At 58.5% G+C, this 17,322-nt stretch carries 15 protein-coding genes; 8 read left to right on the top strand and 7 right to left on the bottom strand.

Features of this window, described 5'->3' with window-relative positions:
• The first annotated feature begins 8 nt into the window (after nt 1–8).
• The gene (locus ACYVDM_RS10870) at nt 9–518 is read left to right on the top strand and encodes a winged helix DNA-binding protein (RefSeq protein WP_415785953.1); all 510 of its coding nucleotides are present in this window, start codon (nt 9–11) and stop codon (nt 516–518) included.
• 244 nt (nt 519–762) lie between these two features.
• Here ACYVDM_RS10870 and ACYVDM_RS10865 read toward each other — a convergent pair whose 3' ends face one another.
• The gene (locus ACYVDM_RS10865) at nt 763–1,650 is read right to left on the bottom strand and encodes a LysR family transcriptional regulator (protein ID WP_415785955.1); all 888 of its coding nucleotides are present in this window, start codon (nt 1,648–1,650) and stop codon (nt 763–765) included.
• 189 nt (nt 1,651–1,839) lie between these two features.
• Here ACYVDM_RS10865 and ACYVDM_RS10860 point away from each other — a divergent pair, with 189 nt between their 5' ends.
• The gene (locus tag ACYVDM_RS10860) at nt 1,840–2,529 is read left to right on the top strand and encodes a glutathione S-transferase family protein (RefSeq protein WP_415785957.1); all 690 of its coding nucleotides are present in this window, start codon (nt 1,840–1,842) and stop codon (nt 2,527–2,529) included.
• A 64-nt stretch (nt 2,530–2,593) separates the two neighbouring features.
• Nucleotides 2,594–2,977, top strand: a complete 384-nt coding sequence (locus ACYVDM_RS10855; protein ID WP_415785959.1) for a LysR substrate-binding domain-containing protein — start codon at nt 2,594–2,596, stop codon at nt 2,975–2,977.
• Here ACYVDM_RS10855 and ACYVDM_RS10850 read toward each other — a convergent pair.
• A complete protein-coding gene (locus ACYVDM_RS10850; protein WP_415785961.1) occupies nt 2,974–3,894 on the bottom strand; it encodes a LysR family transcriptional regulator in 921 nt (306 codons plus the stop codon). The genes ACYVDM_RS10855 and ACYVDM_RS10850 overlap by 4 nt on opposite strands.
• 105 nt (nt 3,895–3,999) lie before the next feature.
• On the opposite strand from ACYVDM_RS10850, the gene ACYVDM_RS10845 reads away from it, so the two are divergent.
• From ACYVDM_RS10845 to ACYVDM_RS10830, 4 genes are read left to right on the top strand one after another with little or no spacing between them, the layout of a single operon-like run.
• The gene (locus tag ACYVDM_RS10845) at nt 4,000–5,454 is read left to right on the top strand and encodes an LVIVD repeat-containing protein (RefSeq protein ID WP_415785963.1); all 1,455 of its coding nucleotides are present in this window, start codon (nt 4,000–4,002) and stop codon (nt 5,452–5,454) included.
• Entirely contained in the window at nt 5,451–5,915 is a 465-nt protein-coding gene (locus ACYVDM_RS10840; RefSeq protein ID WP_415785965.1) for a (2Fe-2S)-binding protein, read from the top strand. Before ACYVDM_RS10845 ends, ACYVDM_RS10840 begins: the two co-directional genes overlap by 4 nt.
• Nucleotides 5,912–8,077: a xanthine dehydrogenase family protein molybdopterin-binding subunit gene (locus ACYVDM_RS10835; protein WP_415785967.1), complete on the top strand. Its 2,166-nt coding sequence runs from the start codon at nt 5,912–5,914 to the stop codon at nt 8,075–8,077. Before ACYVDM_RS10840 ends, ACYVDM_RS10835 begins: the two co-directional genes overlap by 4 nt.
• Nucleotides 7,999–8,217 (top strand): LysR family transcriptional regulator, encoded by a 219-nt coding sequence (locus ACYVDM_RS10830; protein ID WP_460475415.1) that lies wholly within the window; start codon nt 7,999–8,001, stop codon nt 8,215–8,217. The genes ACYVDM_RS10835 and ACYVDM_RS10830 overlap by 79 nt, the downstream gene beginning before the upstream one ends.
• Here ACYVDM_RS10830 and ACYVDM_RS10825 read toward each other — a convergent pair.
• From ACYVDM_RS10825 to ACYVDM_RS10810, 4 genes are all read right to left on the bottom strand, one after another.
• Nucleotides 8,214–8,849 (bottom strand): GntR family transcriptional regulator, encoded by a 636-nt coding sequence (locus ACYVDM_RS10825; RefSeq protein WP_415785969.1) that lies wholly within the window; start codon nt 8,847–8,849, stop codon nt 8,214–8,216. The genes ACYVDM_RS10830 and ACYVDM_RS10825 overlap by 4 nt on opposite strands.
• 133 nt (nt 8,850–8,982) lie before the next feature.
• A complete protein-coding gene (gene pruA / locus ACYVDM_RS10820; protein WP_415785971.1) occupies nt 8,983–10,599 on the bottom strand; it encodes an L-glutamate gamma-semialdehyde dehydrogenase in 1,617 nt (538 codons plus the stop codon).
• A gap of 21 nt (nt 10,600–10,620) precedes the next feature.
• Nucleotides 10,621–12,084, bottom strand: coding sequence for a short-chain fatty acid transporter (locus ACYVDM_RS10815; RefSeq protein WP_415785973.1), 1,464 nt, complete (start codon nt 12,082–12,084; stop codon nt 10,621–10,623).
• Between the two features lie 30 nt (nt 12,085–12,114).
• Nucleotides 12,115–15,486 carry a molybdopterin-dependent oxidoreductase gene (locus tag ACYVDM_RS10810; RefSeq protein ID WP_415785975.1) on the bottom strand — a complete coding sequence of 1,124 codons (3,372 nt, stop codon included), beginning with the start codon at nt 15,484–15,486 and terminating at the stop codon, nt 12,115–12,117.
• Nucleotides 15,487–15,717: 231 nt separating this feature from the next.
• On the opposite strand from ACYVDM_RS10810, the gene ACYVDM_RS10805 reads away from it, so the two are divergent.
• A complete protein-coding gene (locus tag ACYVDM_RS10805; protein WP_415785977.1) occupies nt 15,718–15,909 on the top strand; it encodes a DUF3008 family protein in 192 nt (63 codons plus the stop codon).
• Nucleotides 15,910–15,947: 38 nt separating this feature from the next.
• Here the strand turns inward: ACYVDM_RS10805 and ACYVDM_RS10800 are convergent, their stop codons facing one another.
• On the bottom strand, nt 15,948–17,267 hold the full coding sequence (locus tag ACYVDM_RS10800; protein WP_415785979.1) for a PQQ-dependent sugar dehydrogenase: 1,320 nt from the start codon (nt 17,265–17,267) through the stop codon (nt 15,948–15,950).
• Nucleotides 17,268–17,322: the final 55 nt, after the last annotated feature.

The following is a 17,322-nucleotide window of genomic DNA, read 5'->3' as shown; positions in this document are numbered from 1 at the left end:
TTTTACTTATGAGCAAGACAGACAAACCGTTAGTTCTCTCTCCGCATCTCGTCTCCCCCAAGGGCGCAGAACTGAGTGAATTTGAGTTTGCAATGATCGTTTGCTGGAATGCTTTCACGCGTTGGCTCGAAAAAGGCGCCTCGGCAACAGATTCAGGCGACATGACCTTTATCGATGTCGTTGTGCTGCATCAGCTCAAACATCGCGCCAAGAATAAAAAGGTCGCAGACATTTGCTTTGTCTTGAACTTCGACGACGTGCATGTCGTCACGTACTCGCTGAAAAAGCTTGTAGCGGCGGGACTTGCTATCGGTGAAAAAGTGGGAAAGGAGGTGTTGTATCGGACAACTGACGCAGGCGAGGCCGCGATTGAGAGCTACCGCCAAATTCGCGAACAATGCCTGATGAGCAACGTCGACGAATCCATGAACGCTCACTTTCGTGAGCTGGCAAATTCGCTGGGTAATCTAAGCAGCCTGTACGAACGAGCGGCCCGCTCAGCGTCTTCGTTGCGTTGATGTCAAACGCATTCGAAGTTTGAGCCGCTTCGCACAGGGTTGCGCAAAGTGAATCTAAATTAGCGATTGCCAGAAGTAGGAGCGCCATGCGGCTATGGCCAGCCGCTGCTTTGGAGTGAATCCGTCCAAGATGCGATTTCGGTTGCCGATGTAGCCAGTTAGATTGAGCAGTTCAACAGATGCTCGAAGCACACCGGCATTTGGAATACGCCGCAGCAACTTGGCAACGTTGTGGTGACCGTAGCTAATTCGCTAACACAGATATGAGGTGAGTAACCAGCGCACGAACCTTAGTTGACGGTCTGGGGCCCGACGGAAATACAGCGAACGCCTTCAACGGCTCAAGTTCGTAGTCGGGCAGCAACCGGACAAGCTTGCCTTCACGCCGCTCTTGCTCTGACATGATCGTGGTTACGTTGGCTATCCCTAGGCCTGCCAGTGCAGCAGCCAAGACCCCGGGCGCCGCATCAATCTTGACTTTCCCACGCAGAGTCACCACCCGCACAGCCTCGCCCTTCAGCATCTTTAACGTACTTTTTTCTGGAAAGCTTCGCTCATGCAAGATCGTATCGTGGCCTGTTAATTCGTCGGGCGTTCGAGGCGTGCCCCGCTTAGCCAGGTAGGACGGCGAAGCGACTAATAATCTTTCCACGGACGCAATTTGTCTGGCACCGAAAGTTGAGTCTTCAAGGGTGCCCATCCGAATAGCCATATCGACGCCAGCGGCCACGAGGTTTTGACGCTCATCCCGCATCGTAATTTCCACTCGCAGATCGGGGTAGCGCTCCAGGAAGCTGGCTAACGCGGGGATGATCGCCCGAGTACCGTACACGATAGGCACTGCGAGTCGGATGGTTCCACGGAGAGAATCTATTCCCCGAACCGCATCCTCGGCGTCCTCCAGATCGGCTGCGGCCTGGCGGGCTCTGTCCAGAAACGCAGCGCCTGCCTCAGTCAAGGCCACATTTCTAGTCGTGCGAAGCAAGAGCTTTACCCCCAACCGAGCTTCCAAACCCGTGATGATTCTGGAGGCGGAGGGCTGCGAAAGCTCAAGCTCCTGAGCCGCGCGGGAAAAGCTCCCCGACTCGGCCACGCGTGTGAAAACCTGGATTTCAAGCCAGCGATCATTCATTTGTTATCCAAATAAGTGTTCTGTAATTTTGGAGCATAATTTTCTCAGAAGAATCAGTCTACTATGGCCTCCTCGCTCAACAGCCTGACGGGAGATCCTCGATGATCCTGCAAGATGGACCCGATACCGAGGGGTATAGACCCGATTGCAACGCTGATCAAAACTCAGCATTTACCTGTAAGAATTACTATGACTATTAAAATCTATGGCGACCCGGGTTCGGGTAGTCTTCGTCGCGTCACTGCTGCTGCAAAGATCATGGGCGTCGACATCCAACGTGTGAATATCGATTTGTTCAAGGGTGAAAGTCATACCCCTGGATTTTTGCAACTCAATCCGCACGGACTCACTCCCGTGCTTCAGGATGGCGACACCGTTATCTGGGAGGCCTCCGCCATAAACCTTTACCTTGCCGAGAAAGTAGACTCCGATCTGCTTGGTCGCACCCAGGCAGAGCGGTTTGAAGTCCTGCAGTGGATGTTCTGGTCCGGCGAGCAATGGCGGGTCTTCTCAACCCTGCTCTTCAACGAATGGGCGGGCGCCACGCTCATGGGCAAGCCCCGGACTGAGGCGATCGTGGATCTGGTTACGACAAACATTCGCAACGCCGCCGCTGTCCTGGATACGCACCTTGAGAAACGGAACTTCATGGTCGGCGATGCGTTGACCCTTGCCGATATCGACATAGCTGCACCATTCTCGCAACACAAGCGAACAGGAGCGCCGTTCGACGAGTTCCCAAACCTCATTGCTTGGCAGGAGCGACTACTCCAAACCGTGCCGGCGTGGGCTGCTACGAGAGACGACGTTGAGCAACGAATGACGGGTGTACTTAGGGCCGCAGATCCGGTCGATTTTCCCAAGGCGGTCTTGAAGTAAATTTGGGGTAAGGCTCACTCGCACGCGAGCGTTGAAACCATGTCGACCAATTGAAGCTTACATAGTGAATGCTGACATCCCCTTAGAAACACCCACTTTGGGCGGTCAGCATGACGGCGGCGGGAAACACCTTGCATCTTACACAGCGCAGTCAGCAGATTGCGCGGCTAAAGGACTCTTTGGAGAGGGCGTACCGGTCAGTGGCAGTCTTTCCTCCAACAGCGTCGAAACGATCTTGGCCAGCGTACTGGCCGGCGTTGGCATCGGCATGTTCCACAGGGCTTCGCTTGTGGGGGAATTTCAGCAGTCGGATGTAATCACAGTTCTCGACGAATTCATCGACGAGCCTAGAGACGTCAGCCTTGTCTGGCCGAAGCGCCGGTTCGTACCCACACGTGTACGACGTGCTACGGATTTCTTTGCTATGACGCTGCCGCTACGCATCTAGTTAAGACACTCCGCAGGCCCGACACCAGTCGGTATTGGCTTCACCGTCTCGCGCACGATGGCAAGGAATGCACTCAACACCGGCGAAGGCTGTTCGCACCGATAGATGATGGATGTATCGATAGACAGGTTTCGGCCTCGAATGGGGCGATAGACCACGCCAGATCGCCGCAGGTTCGCAAGACAGGCTGGCAGCAGTGAGACACCAAGCCCTACGGACACAAGCCCGATGATGGTCTGCTTGGGCGTTGCTTCCCGCACGATCCTTGGACTGAAGCCGGAGGATCTACACAGCTCGACGATCTCGTCATAGAGGGATGGGTTGATGCTGCGCGGAAATTGAATCAGTGCCTCCGGCGCCAAGTCGGCCAGGGCGATCTCGGTTTCTGCGGCCAGTCGGTGCGCTTCCGGCAATGCCACGATCAGCGGCTCGACCACTATGCTTTCGACCCGCAGAGCCTTGTGAACGATAGGAGGATGAACAAAACCAATGTCCAACTGGCGTTCGGCCACAAGTTTGACCTGATTGGGAATGCGCAGATCGGTCAGGCTCAACTCGACCTCGGGATAACGTTCGGTGAATTGCCGAACGATAGCTGGCACCACGCTGTAGATGGCCGCATCGATAAATCCGACTGATAGATGTCCGGTTTCACCGCGACCGGCTTTGCGAGCAAGCTCCACCGCTTGTCCTGTCTGATGAAGCACTGCCCGCGCTTTATCGAGGAACACACGGCCCGCAGCAGTCAGTTCGACCTTGCGCTTGGTGCGCTCCAGCAAGCGCACGCCCATGGCCTGTTCCAGTTGCTGAATCTGCTTTGTCAGTGGCGGTTGCGATATATGCAGGCGAACTGCGGCACGCCCGAAATGCAGTTCTTCCGCGACAGCCACGAAGGACTGCATCAATTTGTGGTCCATCCTTTAATTTCCCAAATCGAATTACTTCCGACCCAATCGATATTGGACGGAATATATCGGAGTCTGCAAAATCTGGAAAGTTGCAGAAAACAAGGAGGCAGGATTTTGAAGAATTCCGAAATTTCACGCCGCCAGATGCTGAAGTTGCCGTTTGCCGGAGCGGCAATCGCGACAGCAGCTCATTCTGGTCTTGTCGGCGAGGCACTTGCACAACCTGTGCCTGCTTCCTCACCAGCGCCTCCCGGCGCCTTCGCCCATAACGTCGAAGCGGTTGGCTATACCGATCTCGATCATCGCCCGGCGTTCAAGATGGCGATCAGGCAGGTGGGCGAGCGCTGGTATCTTTACACCGGACACTTCTGGCACTCCGGCTGGAGCATCGTCGACGTGACCGATCCGGCAAAGCCGGAGGTCGTCAAATTCGTGCCCTATCCCGGTACGAACACCTGGACGCTACAGATCGATCTGTCCGGTGACACGATGGTGACCGCGCTCGAAAGGCCATTCGCGAATTTCGGCGGCGATCCCGATGCTCCATTTGGTGAAGGCGTTCTGATCTGGGATATCGCCGACCCCATCAATCCGAAACAACTCGGTCACTATCGCACCGGCGGCAACGGAACACACCGCAATCTCTATCCCGGCGGGCGCTACGTTCATCTTGCCGCCGGCATGCCAGGGTACAAGGGTAACATCTACGTCGTTCTCGATATCTCGGATCGCTCCAATCCGCGCGAGGCCGGACGTTGGTGGGTGCCTGGCCAGCAGGAGGCCGGCGGCGAGAGTTTTGCGGCTGCCGAACCCGCCGCCGCCACTCAGGAGACCTCCGATGGCTACCGACTGCGGCCCCAATGCATGTGCGGCGCCTTCTGTGCCAGCACAGGCGAGGATGTTTCTCTGCATGGCCCGCCCTATGTCGTCGGCGACCTTGTCTATCTGCCGTATGGCGCGGCGGGGATCGTCGTGCTCGATATCAGCGATGTCTCGCAGCCGAAGCAGATTAGCGGCCTGAGCTTCAGTCCGCCCTTCCATTCACGCTTCGGCGTGCATGGTGTACTGCCGATCCCAGAGCGCGGCATCGCCTTCGCCAATTCGGAGAACGTCACCTATGGTCGTGGCGCAATGCATCACGCGTCGATCGTCGATATTTCCGACCCCAGCGAACCCTTCCTGCTGTCGCTGTTGCCCGAGCCCGTGCCGCCCGCAGATGCTCCCTATTCGGACTTCACAACCCGTGGTGGCTGGCGCGGGCCTCACAATATCAACCACCACCAGCATCATCCCGATGTCGAGAGGCAAGGCGATCTGTTCTACATCGCGCACTTCAACGCAGGGCTCAGAATCTACGACGTTTCGAACACCCGCCTTCCACGTGAGGTCGGCTATTTCATTCCGCCGGAACCCACCCGGCGCTATGGGCCGATGCCAGAAGACAAGCTGGTTCTGCAGACCGAAGACGTCGTCGTGGACCGGCGCGGCTTCATCTACATCAGCGACAAAAACCAGGGACTCTGGATACTCCGCTACACCGGCCCGAAACCCGACGGTGCCAGAACATGAGGGTGCCTTTCCGGCTCAACGATGCCGAGGTTTCGGCTGACGCGGAAGCAGGCACACCCCTCCTCTATGTTCTACGTAATGACTTCGAACTCAACAGCCCGAAATTCGGATGCGGACTGGCGCAATGCGGCTCCTGCCGCGTGATCGTCGATGGCGAGATCGCGGCATCCTGCGTGGTTCTGCTCGAAGATGTCGCCGGCAAGTCAGTCGAGACGCTCGAGGGAATCGGTATATTGGATCATCTCCATCCCCTGCAACAGGCTTTCCTCACTGAGCAGGCGGCACAATGCGGCTTCTGTACGGCTGGCATGATTATGGCCGCCAAAGCGCTGCTCGATCTCAATCCGAACCCGACCGATAACGAGATCAAACAGGCGCTGGAGCGCAATCTATGCCGCTGCGGCACCTATCCCCGAATCATGAAGGCAGTGCGCCGCGCGGCGAAAGAGATGACGGAATGAATAAGGCAATTGTTTCCCGTCGCGGTTTTCTGTCCAGTTCCGGTGCGCTCGTCGTTTCGATCCTGCTACCCGGATGCGCCCGTGCGCAGACGGAGGCTGCATCGCATTCGCACCGTTTCAACGATCGGATCGAAATCCGCGCTGACGGCACTGTGCATATCCATATCGGGCGCATCGAAATGGGTCAGGGACTGAATTCGGCGATTGCCCAGCTCGCAGCCGAGGAACTGGATGTCGCGATTGAGCGCATTGTCGTTGCCCCTGTCGACACAGCCTCCGCGCCTAATGAGGGCTTTACCGATTCCAGCGCCTCCATGCGCTCAACCGGGATGGCCGTACGTCAAGCTGGGGCGCGGGCACGAGCGATGCTACTGGCGATGGCTTCTCGGCACTTTGAAGGTCTGACAGCTGAATTTAGCGTACGAGACGGGACCGTGCAGTCCGGCGGGCGAAACGTGACCTATTGGCAGCTCGTCGCGAATCGCACGGCAGCGGGCGCTGCCATCCGTTCGGCCACGCTGAAATCGCCGTCCGACTACCATTTGATCGGGCAGGATGCCCCCCGCATCGACCTCCCCGCCAAGGTCACCGGTGGGGTGGCCTTTGTCCAGGACTTGCGTCTTCCGGGCATGCTGCATGCCCGCGTCTTGCGCCCGCCGAGCTACGGGGCGGTTCTGGCCGGTGTTGAGGTGGATGCGGTGTTGGCCATGCCCGGTATCGTACAGGTCATCCGCAATGGCAGCTTCCTCGCCGTTGCTGCCGAGCGGGAAGAACAGACGATCCGCGCGCTCGATCGGCTGCGCAACACGGCGCGCTGGCACGAAACAGAAACGATGCCCGGCCAGGATGCCATCTTCGATTATCTTCGCCGGGAGGCCAGAATGGAGGAGCAGGTTGCCAACGTCTCCCGCCATCGGCTCGTGGCCACTTACGAAGTCCCATATCGCATGCATGGCGCGATCGGCCCGAGTTGCGCGGTGGCCGAATATAAGGACGGAAGCCTGACCGTCTGGAGCCATGCTCAGGGCATGTATCCATTGCGTTCGTCGCTGGCCGGCCTTGTCGATCTTCCTGCCAGCCGTATTCGTTGCATCCATATGGAGGGCGCCGGCTGCTACGGCCACAACGGCGCCGATGACGCTGCCGCCGACGCAGCCCTGATCGCACGCGCCCTTCCCGGTCGACCGGTCAGGCTACAATGGATGCGCGAGGACGAGCATCTCTGGGAGCCGTATGGCCCGGCGATGGTCATGCAGGTCTGCGGCGAAATCGACGAACGCAGCCGGATCTCGGCATGGGATTATTCCGTCGCCAGCCCGTCCCATTCCTCGCGGCCAGGCGGCGCGGCTCGCCTTCTCGCCGCTCGCTACGTCGATCCGCCAATCGCAGCATCGTTCCTTGATGGCCTTACCCAATGGACCGGCGGCGGCAGCTACAATGCCGAGCCCTATTACGATATCCCCGCCAGCGTCGATACCCGCTTTGTCCGGCGCGCACCGCTTCGCTCCTCAGCCCTGCGCGGCCTTGGCGCATTCGCCAATATTTTCGCCATAGAGAGCTTCATGGACGAGTTGGCGGTTCTGGCCGACACTGACCCTGTCGCCTTCCGCATTGCCCATCTTTCCGATCCCCGCGCACGAGCTGTGATTGAACTGACGGCTGAACGGTTCGGCTGGTCAGACTTCACAATCGGGCAACAGCGTGGACGGGGATTTGGTTTTGCCCGGCTCAACAACTACGGCGCCTATGTCGCCGTCGCGGCGGAAATCCAGTGGGATAAGGCCGGCGAGAATATACGGCTTGCCCGCGCCGTCGCTGCCGTCGATTGCGGCGAGCTCATCAACCCGAACGGCGTACGCAACCAGATAGAAGGCGCCATCGTGCAGGCTGCGAGCTGGACCTTCATAGAGGCCGTCGAGTTCGACCGCACTCGGATCGCAAGCAGCGACTGGGTGAGCTATCCGATCCTGCGCATAACCGAGGCTCCTGACGTCGAGGTGCATCTGATCGATCGCCCAGGCGAAGGCTATCTCGGCGTTGGCGAAGCCGCACAAGGGCCGGCAGGTGCTGCAGTGGCCAATGCATTTGCCAATCTGGCCGGACGACGCATCCGACGTCTGCCGATCAAAGCAGTCGCTGTCCTCCCCCGACCTGGCGAGTAACGGAGATAGAGCTTCGTCACCTCCGATATTTTCTTGCTGTTGCCGAACATCGGGGTTTCAGACGAGCAGCTCAGGCGCTCAAGGTTCAGCAACCTGCCGACGAAACGATAACGTACATATCGTCACAGTCGGAAGACTAGAGCGCAGCAGCGAATAGCGGCTTCCACGATTCGATATGTCGGGTGATCAAAGCCACGATCGCCTCGGATTGTTGGTTGGACGCCAGTTCGATCATTTCGTAGTGTTCGTCCACCGAGGCACGCTGGCGCTCTCGGCCCTCTTCGGAATTGATTCCGTAAAGCCGCATGTCCGCACGCAAGTGCATGATCATCCGAGTGAGTAATGGATTGCCAGCGCGCGAAACCAAGGCTTCGTGGAAACAGCGATCGGATTCGATGTACCGCCCCACGTCTTCCGCTTTCACTGCCTGCGCGACCTCGTCAGCCAGCGCCACAAGCGGTGCTGTATCGGTCAGACCCTTGTGCGCCAGGGTCGCCAGCGCGCCGGACTCCAGCATGACACGCACGTCAAAATGATTCTCGAGATCCTGCAGCGTGATAGTCTGCACACGGAAACCGCGATTGCGCAAGGGCTCGACCAAACCCGATCGGCTCAACTCCAGCAACGCCTCGCGCACTGGCGTGGTAGATATGCCCAACTCATTCGCCAGACTGGGAACCGAAAAAATCATGCCAGGTGCCGCGGTGCCCGACACAATCTGGGAACGCAAGTGTGCAATAACGGATTCTCGCAGGTTTGCGGGCGGTGCCATCCTCGACATGCAGTCGACCTCTTCGGTTGTTTGTACGTAGTTGTAGCCCTCACTTTAACAAAACCAATAACGTAGCGCGTCACGCGTCGAGGTAAATTCACGGTTCGCCCTCCGTGACGCGGCGTCGCGTTTTTCAGCCCGCATCGCCCATAGACGGATAGGCGTAATGGCGAGCCGGCACCCAAGTTTCCTTGACGGTGCGCGGCGAAACCCAACGCTGCAGATTCAACATTGAGCCCGCCTTGTCGTTCGTGCCGCTCCTACGGGCACCGCCGAATGGCTGCTGACCGACCACGGCACCAGTTGGTTTGTCGTTGACGTAGAAGTTGCCGGCTGCGAACCGTAGAGAGGCCGCAGCCTCATTAATGGCCTGGCGATCGTTCGCGAACACGGCGCCGGTCAGAGAATAAGGGCTGGTCCGATCCACGAGCGACAGGACTTCCTTCCAGTTCGCATCGGGATAGATGTAGACCGACAGCACCGGTCCAAAGATCTCTTCCCGCATGGTGTCCGCTTTGGGGTCCGAGGCCTCAATCACCGTGGGCTCGACAAAATATCCAATGCGGTCATCTCCTCTGCCACCGGCCAACACCGTCGAACCTTGTACCGACGCGCGATCGATATACCGCATGACGCGATCATAGGCTTTACGATCGATCAAAGCCCCCATGAACATACCGAAGTCCGACACATCACCCATACGCACGGTGGCCAACGCATCCAGCAAGCATTGTTTGACGCGAGGCCACAGCGACGCCGGAATATAGGCGCGAGACGCAGCACTGCACTTCTGTCCTTGGTATTCAAAGGCGCCGCGCAGCAACGCCACGCTAAGCGTCTCTGGCTCGGCGGAGGCATGTGCCAGCACGAAGTCCTTGCCACCCGTCTCGCCAATTAGCCTGGGATACGCCCGGTACGTCGGCAGGTTCTGTGCCACCTGCTGCCACAGTCCGTCAAAGACCGCGGTGGAGCCCGTGAAATGCAGACCGGCAAAATCGGGAGATCGCAGTACGGCGGCAGAGACCGCAGCGGAATCACCAGGGACAAAATTGATGACGCCAGGCGGCAAGCCAGCCGCCTCGAGCAACTCAAGAATCAGGTAATTGCTCAGGGACGCCGCGAACGCGGGTTTCCACACCACCGTGTTGCCCATAAGTGCTGGCGCGCACGGCAAGTTGCCGCCGATAGCTGTAAAGTTGAACGGTGTGACGGCATAAACGAACCCTTCAAGTGGTCGATAATCCAGGCGATTGAGAGCGCCGTTGGTCGACAGAGGCTGCAACTGCTGCAATCGCTCTGCAAAGGCAACGTTGAAACGCAGAAAATCGATCAACTCGCAGGCCGAATCAATTTCCGCCTGATGCACGGTTTTGCTCTGACCCGCCATCGTCGCCGCATTGAGCGTTTGCCGCCACGGCCCCGAAAGCAATTCAGCGGCGCGCAAAAAAATGGCCGCACGCTCGTCGAAAGGCGTAGCGGCCCATTCTGCCTGTGCCGCTACCGCCGCCTGTACCGCCGCAGCGGTCATCTGTTCATCGGCCTGTGCGACCATGCCTAGCCTATTGGCGTGGTCATGCGGACAATGCAGCGCGCGCGTGCCGGCACCGCTTTTCCGCTGACCGCCGATGACCAGCGGAATTTGCGACTCGCGAACACGTAACGCATCCAGCGCTTTTTCCAAGCACCGGCGTTCGCCGCTGCCGGGGCGATAGTCCAAGATGGGTTCGTTTGCGATATGTGAGATGTTCATGATGCGATTCACAGAGTGGTTTCAATGGGCGGGAATGACAGGCGGAACGTAGCTGAATGTGTGCATAAGAATCGCGCCGACGATGACGACGATGGGGAAATGCACCAGAAATTGCATGGCGGTATAACCGACGAGGTCCTTGGATTTGAGACGCAATATTCCCAGTAACGGGAGCATCCAGAACGGATTGATGAAGTTGGGCAGCGTCTCGGCAATGTTGTAGACCATGACCGTCCAACCAAGGTGGGCCTGTATCTGGTTGGCCGCATCCATGATGTACGGTGCCTCGATCACCCACTTTCCGCCAGCTGATGGGATGAAAAAACCAAGAAATGCGGAGTAGATACTGACCAGCACCGAGAAAACGCTGCTATCGTGCGCGAGGCTCACGAACCAGTGTGCAATCGCATCCGACAGCGTATTCCCCTGCGCATTCACGACCTTGGTCAGCACATAGCCGATGCCACCGTAGAACGGAAACTGCAGCATTACACCGCCGATGCTCGGCATGGCGCGGCTAAAACTCTCCAAGAAGCTGCGCGGTCGCCAATGCAACAACAAACCGAGCAACAGGAACACAAAGTTATACGTGTTCAGTTGCGACATGGTGATCAATGGATTGCCGCTGCTGAAGGTCAAGTACAACCATCCCGAAGCCAGTCCGATGACGGCCACCGTCAGCCAAGGACTGAACTCCAGGTAATCGCCGGGGCGTTGACGTTGTGCTGCCTCCGCCTTGTTTTCCGTCAGATCCACGCCCAAATCCTGCGCAGTCATAGATCGTTCCGGACTGGGCGTTGTGAAATAGCACACCAGCGCGGAGACGGTAGTCACCAGAATCACCACCACCAGGTTTTGCCACGTCAGTATGGTTTGGGAGAACTCGATCACGCCCGTGATTGGCATGAGCGACGCCGGAATACTGGCGGGCGTCGCTTGCAGTTGTGCTGCCGACGAACTCATTCCCAATGTAAAACCGCAGCCTAATCCAAGGTATCCCGCGGCGCCAGCAGCCCGGTAGTCGAGCCGCAGGTCTGTGCGGCGCGCCATTTCACGCACCAGCAATCCCGAAAAAATCAGGCTCAAGCCCCAGTTCACCAGCGACAGCAGAATACTCAGCGTGCCGATGAACACAACGGCTCCGCGCGGGGTCGAGGGCACGCGCGCAAGCGCGCGCAGCATCCGTGCCACCGGTGGAGACAACGCCAGTACGTAACCCGTAATAGCCACCATGGCCATCTGCATCGTAAAGGGGATGATGCTCCAAAAACCTTTGCCGAAAGCCTCACTGACCGCAAGCGGATCACCGCCATGCACAATGGCGCCGATCGCGACTGCCACGCACGCCACGATCACGAAAACGTACGCATCGGGAAACCATTTTTCCGCCCATGCGACCATGGCATGGGAGAACCGTTCTATAGGACTGGCGATTGCCTGTCTACGCTCGGCGGGGGCAGCGGCGACAAGGTGGTCATTTGGCATGACAAACTCCTGGGAAAGGCAGAGGCAGGGTTAGCTGCGCAGAGTCAAGGGGGTGATTGGAACTGCCTGACAGGTCAGGCACGTATCCGGTGGACCATCGAAATCAATGAGGTGGGCGACCTGGCCGGAAACGATATGCATGGTGCAGCTCTCGCATTGACCGACCCGGCATCCGCTCGGCAAAGACAGGCCGGCGCGGTCGGCGGCGTCGAGCAACGTACCGGCCGAGGGTTCCCAGGTATAACTGGCACCCTCTCCTTGAATATCGATCCGCTGCGGTACCAGAGTCGCCGGCACACGTGTTTCGCTGTTGAACGTTTCCGCGAAAATGTCGAAACGCGGAATGCCCCGTGCAACCAGTTCGTCCGTACAGTGCGTCAAAAAGCCCGGAGAACCGCACAGGTAAACCAGGGGCTGCTCCGCCGCCACCGCAGGAGAAAGCCATTCGAAATCCAGCCGACCGCTCTGGTGGTAATCCCGGCCCAACTTGTCATTGCCCGTCGGCGCCGCATACACCGTCAGCATACGGACTGAGCCAATGCGGCTCGCGAGACGTGTGAGCTGAGACCCATACGGGTGCGACAGTCCGTCACGGCATACATGTATCAACAACACGGATGGGGCAGCGTCAACGCTTTGTGCCAGGGCTTCCAGGTATCCATGAAAAGGCGTAATGCCGATGCCACTGGCCATCAATATCACAGGCCGTCTCGTGTGCAACGCAGGCGTGAATACCCCTGCAGGTGGAGACAGCATCACGCGCGCACCCTCGCGCAGTCCATGCAGGGCATGGGACATCACGCCATCGGGGACGTCTTCACCTCTTACCCGTCGGACGGCAATGGACAGATATGTGGGAGCGCGATTAGGGCCCGTAAGCGAATAAGCACGCCGAACCTGGCGGTCAGGTATGGACACGGTGACGTGCTGCCCCGGCAGAAAATCAGGAAGTGCTTCGCCATCGCAAGGCGCCAGCCGCAACTCCGCCACATCATGTGCGATGATGCGCTTGCGCGTGAGTCGAAACTCACGCACACCGCTCCAGCTACCCGTATTGCGCGCATCATCGCGAATGATGTCGCACACCGTGGCGCGCAATGGCACCGAGCCACTAACGGGATCGCGGTGACGATCCGTCATGATGGCGTTGATATTGCTGGACGAGGACCCAACGATCGCGTTCTCGGCGCGCCCCAGGCCCTCGCAGCCCTGCCACCAACCGAACTCGGCAACCGCGACATTTTCGTGCAAATCGCCATTGATTTTCGCGCGCAAGGAGACCTCGCCATATGGCGTTCGCACATGCACCCAATCGCCGTTGTTGATGCGCCTGCCTCGCGCGGCCGTTGTACTCATATACACCTGAGGCTCGGGCGATTTGCGCCGCAACGAGGCGACATACCGATGCGACGAATGCACGAACCAGCCGCTCTTGGCGGTCGTCAGAACTATCGGATATTCATGGCCGTACCGTGCCGGCGTATCCGCAGGCTCCACATAGGTAGGCAGCGCGGGTTGCCCGATGGTGTACAAGGCTTCGGAATAGATCTGTACCCTGCCCTCTGGAGTGGGAAATCCTGCGGGCTGGCCATCGTGCAGCGCCTTATATTTTTCGTAGGAAAAAGCCTGCGGAAAACGGATTCCCTCGGGCTGCTCGCGCAAAGCCTGCGCATCGACGCCCAAGGGCGCCAGTTGATGATTCCAGCACGCATCCATATCCGCGCCGAAAAACGCGTCGCGCAGTCCCAGGCGCCGCGCCAAGTCCAGCACGATCTCATAGTCCGCGCGCGACTCACCCGCAGGCGTCACCATTTTGGGACGCAACTGCACGTGTTCCACGGCCGCCTGACTGATCTCGAATCCCAGCTTCAGCGCTTCGCGCTCCCATGGCATGTTGGCCGGCAGCACAATGTCCGCATTCATGGCGGTCGGATTCATGTGCATGTCGACATGCACATGGAAATCCAACGCCTGCAATGCCTCCCTGTTGCGCGCGGTCTCGGCTTGCGAGACCAGCAGGTTCGTGCCAAAACTCATCAACGTGCGTACCGGATACGGATCTTGCCGCAATACTGCCCTGCAGAAGTCTCGCGTGGTGATCCATCCCATGCTGGGAGGTCCGAGAGGCAGCTCATCCAGGCCGAGTGCTTTCGCGCGTTGGGATGCCGGCAACAACTCGCGATACCCATTGACGGCGCGATAGGGAGGCGCCATGGTCCACAAGTTCCCCCCTTTTCTATCGCACGCGCCCGTCAAGGCATACAGTGTGGCAATGGCCCGATCAGTTTGCGTGGCATTGGTATGCTGGCCGACACCGGTCCAGGCGTGATAGGACAGCCGGGGAGCGTTTTCGAAGATGGCGTTGAATCTTGCCAACTCGGTCTCGTCGAGCCAGGCTAACCTAGCGACTTCGCTCGGTGTATAGCGATCCACGGTTTCCCGCAGGGCTTGCATGACCGTGATGCACTCACACATACGACCGTCATATAGGCGTAATGACCAGGAGCCGAATAGCTCGGCCCGCGCCGTATCCGAGCCGCGCCCGCTAGCGATAGGACCATCGCCCTGCACCACCACACGCGCCGCGGGATCGGCATCCGGCCAGAGGTCGACGGCCCGCAGCAACTCTCCACTCGTGCTGTCAACCAGATATGGCCCGTCGGTCCAACGCACTACGAAGTCGTGGTCAAAGCGCCTCGTTTCCAACAGGTGGCGAATGGCGCCCAACGCCAGTGCACCGTCGGCACCGGGACGTACTCGTATCCATAAATCCGCCTGCTGACTCGATCCCTCTCGGTTGGGATCCACAACCACGATTTTTGCGCCCCGCTGCCGGGCCGCGGCGATCCGCGCGGCCTGCGCCAACCATGTCCGCGCGGGGTTGTGCCCCCAGAGCAGCATCGTGTCGGTGTGCTCCAGATCCGGAATGCCGATGCCGCGCCCGAACGTCAGCGCATGGGCGTAGTCCTTGTGCCAACCACAGACCTCCACCGCATAGATCAAGTTGGGGCTACCGAACAGCCGGATGAAGCGCTCCACCCACTCAAAGCTGTCCACCATGGGCGTCCCGCTGGGTGTGGTGACGGCGAAGGCAACGCTTTCGGCCCCGTCACGTTCTCGTGCGGCGGCCAGCCCTGCGGCGACTTCATCCATAGCTTGCGACCAACCGATTTCCCGCCAACCGGGGTCCGCCGCGCCACGTGGATTTGTCCGTTTGAGCGGCCGCAGCAAACGCTGGCTTTTTGCCATCATTTCCGGCGCCGCCCTGCCCTTGGCACACAACGCGCCGCCGGTGGGATGGCTCGCAAGAGGCGTCACGGCGACCAGTCGGCCGTTCTCCACGTGATTAACGGATCCACAGCGTGACCGGCACAACGTGCAGTATCCGGTGAATTGCTTCATTTTTCCTTATCCATGTAATGCGTGACGCGCTACTTGTAAAACAGATAATAGTGCGTGACGCGCTACTTAAAAATAAGGGAAAGTACGGATGTGGGCGAACAGCCGAGTGATGCGCTTCTTTCTTCAAAAGCCGTACAAACAAGTGGCACGACGGAAGACAAAGTAGGCACAACTAGCAATAGGCATAGAACTTGCTGATTCTGGATGCCACCCTACTCAAGGAATTTCATCATGCCAGCAAAATCCAAATCCCAGCAGCAGGCGGCCGGCATCGCGTTGGCGGCCAAAGAAGGCGAAAAAAAGGTCAGTGACTTAAAGGGGCCATCCAAGTCCATGTACAAGTCCATGAGCAAAAAGGAATTACACGACATGGCGGCCACGAAGACCAAACATAAACCTGAACATAAATCCGATAAAGGCTAGGAAGCATGTCAGGTCCTTCGTGACATGCAGTACCTTATCTACTTGGTGGGCGCGACTCGCCATATGGTGTTTCCCGTATCGTCAGCGACGAGAAGCGCACCGGTCTTGTCCACCGCTACGCCAACTGGTCGTCCCAGCGCATCGCCTTCTTCATTGAGAAACCCGGTGAGAAAATCTTCCGGCTGCCCAGCCGGCCGGCCATTCTTGAACGGCACGAAAATCACTTTGTAGCCGCTATGCGGATCCCGATTCCAGGAGCCGTGCTGACCGATGAATGCGCCACCGGCATATTTTTCGGGGAAGGACTCGCCGTCGTAGAAAGTCAACCCAAGCGAAGCCGTGTGTGCGCCCAACGCATAGTCGGGCTTGACGGCCGAGGCAACGAGCGCGGCGTTCTGCGGCTTCATGCGCTCGTCCACGTGCTGCCCGAAATAGCTGTAGGGCCAACCGTAAAAAGCGCCGTCTCTGACCGCCGTCATGTAGTCTGGTACCAGGTCGTTGCCGAGTTCGTCGCGTTCGTTGACCGACACCCATAATTGCCCGCTGTCCGGCTGCCAACCCATGCCGTTTGGATTGCGCAAGCCGGTTGCGAAAAGTCGCTTCTTGCCAGTCGATAGATCGATTTCCCATATCGCCGCGCGCCCTTCTTCCTCTTCGAGGCCATTTTCGGCATTGTTGCTATTGGATCCCACCGTGGCGTACATCAATTTTCCGTCCGGGGAAGCGATGATGTTCTTGGTCCAATGGTGATTGCGGGGGCCGGCCGGCAGGTCAGTCACTTTCTTGCCAGCGTCTTTGATCGACGTCACCCCTTCCTCATAAGGAAAGCGCAGTACCGCATTGGTATTCGCCACATAGAAATCCGTACCCACCAACGCCATCTCGAAGGGGGAAACCAGGTTCTCCAGAAAGACGTCGCGGGTCTCGGCTTCGCCGTCTCCGTCCTCGTCGCGCAGCAGCGTGATGCGGTCGGCGCTGGGAACGTGAGCCCCCGCCTTCTTCTGAAAGAACCGCATAACTTTGGATCTAAAGCCTTTCTCGTCCTCGGGCCGCTTTGGCGCATTGGTTTCGGCTACCAGTACGTCGCCGTTTGGCAACACGTATATCCAACGCAGGTGGTCCAGTCCCTTGGCGTACGCACGTACCTCGAATCCAGCCGGCGCCGTGGGTTTTTGATTGTCAGCCCAGGGTTTGGCCGGCGCGACGTTTACAGACGGAATGAGAGAAGAGTCGGGTTTCGGTAGAACGGGATCCGACCCGTAGCTGGTCGACGGCGGCGGTTGTCCACTTCCACCGCAAGCCGATACGCCGAAAACCATGATGCTGGCCAAAATATAAATTCTGAAGTGCTGCAGCATGGCGTTGCTCCTTGAGTCTATGAGTGGCTGCCAGCAAGTCTTGTTCCAGGTCGAA

Source organism: Bordetella tumulicola, from assembly GCF_054779135.1.
This window is presented reverse-complemented; position numbering and strand designations above follow the sequence as displayed.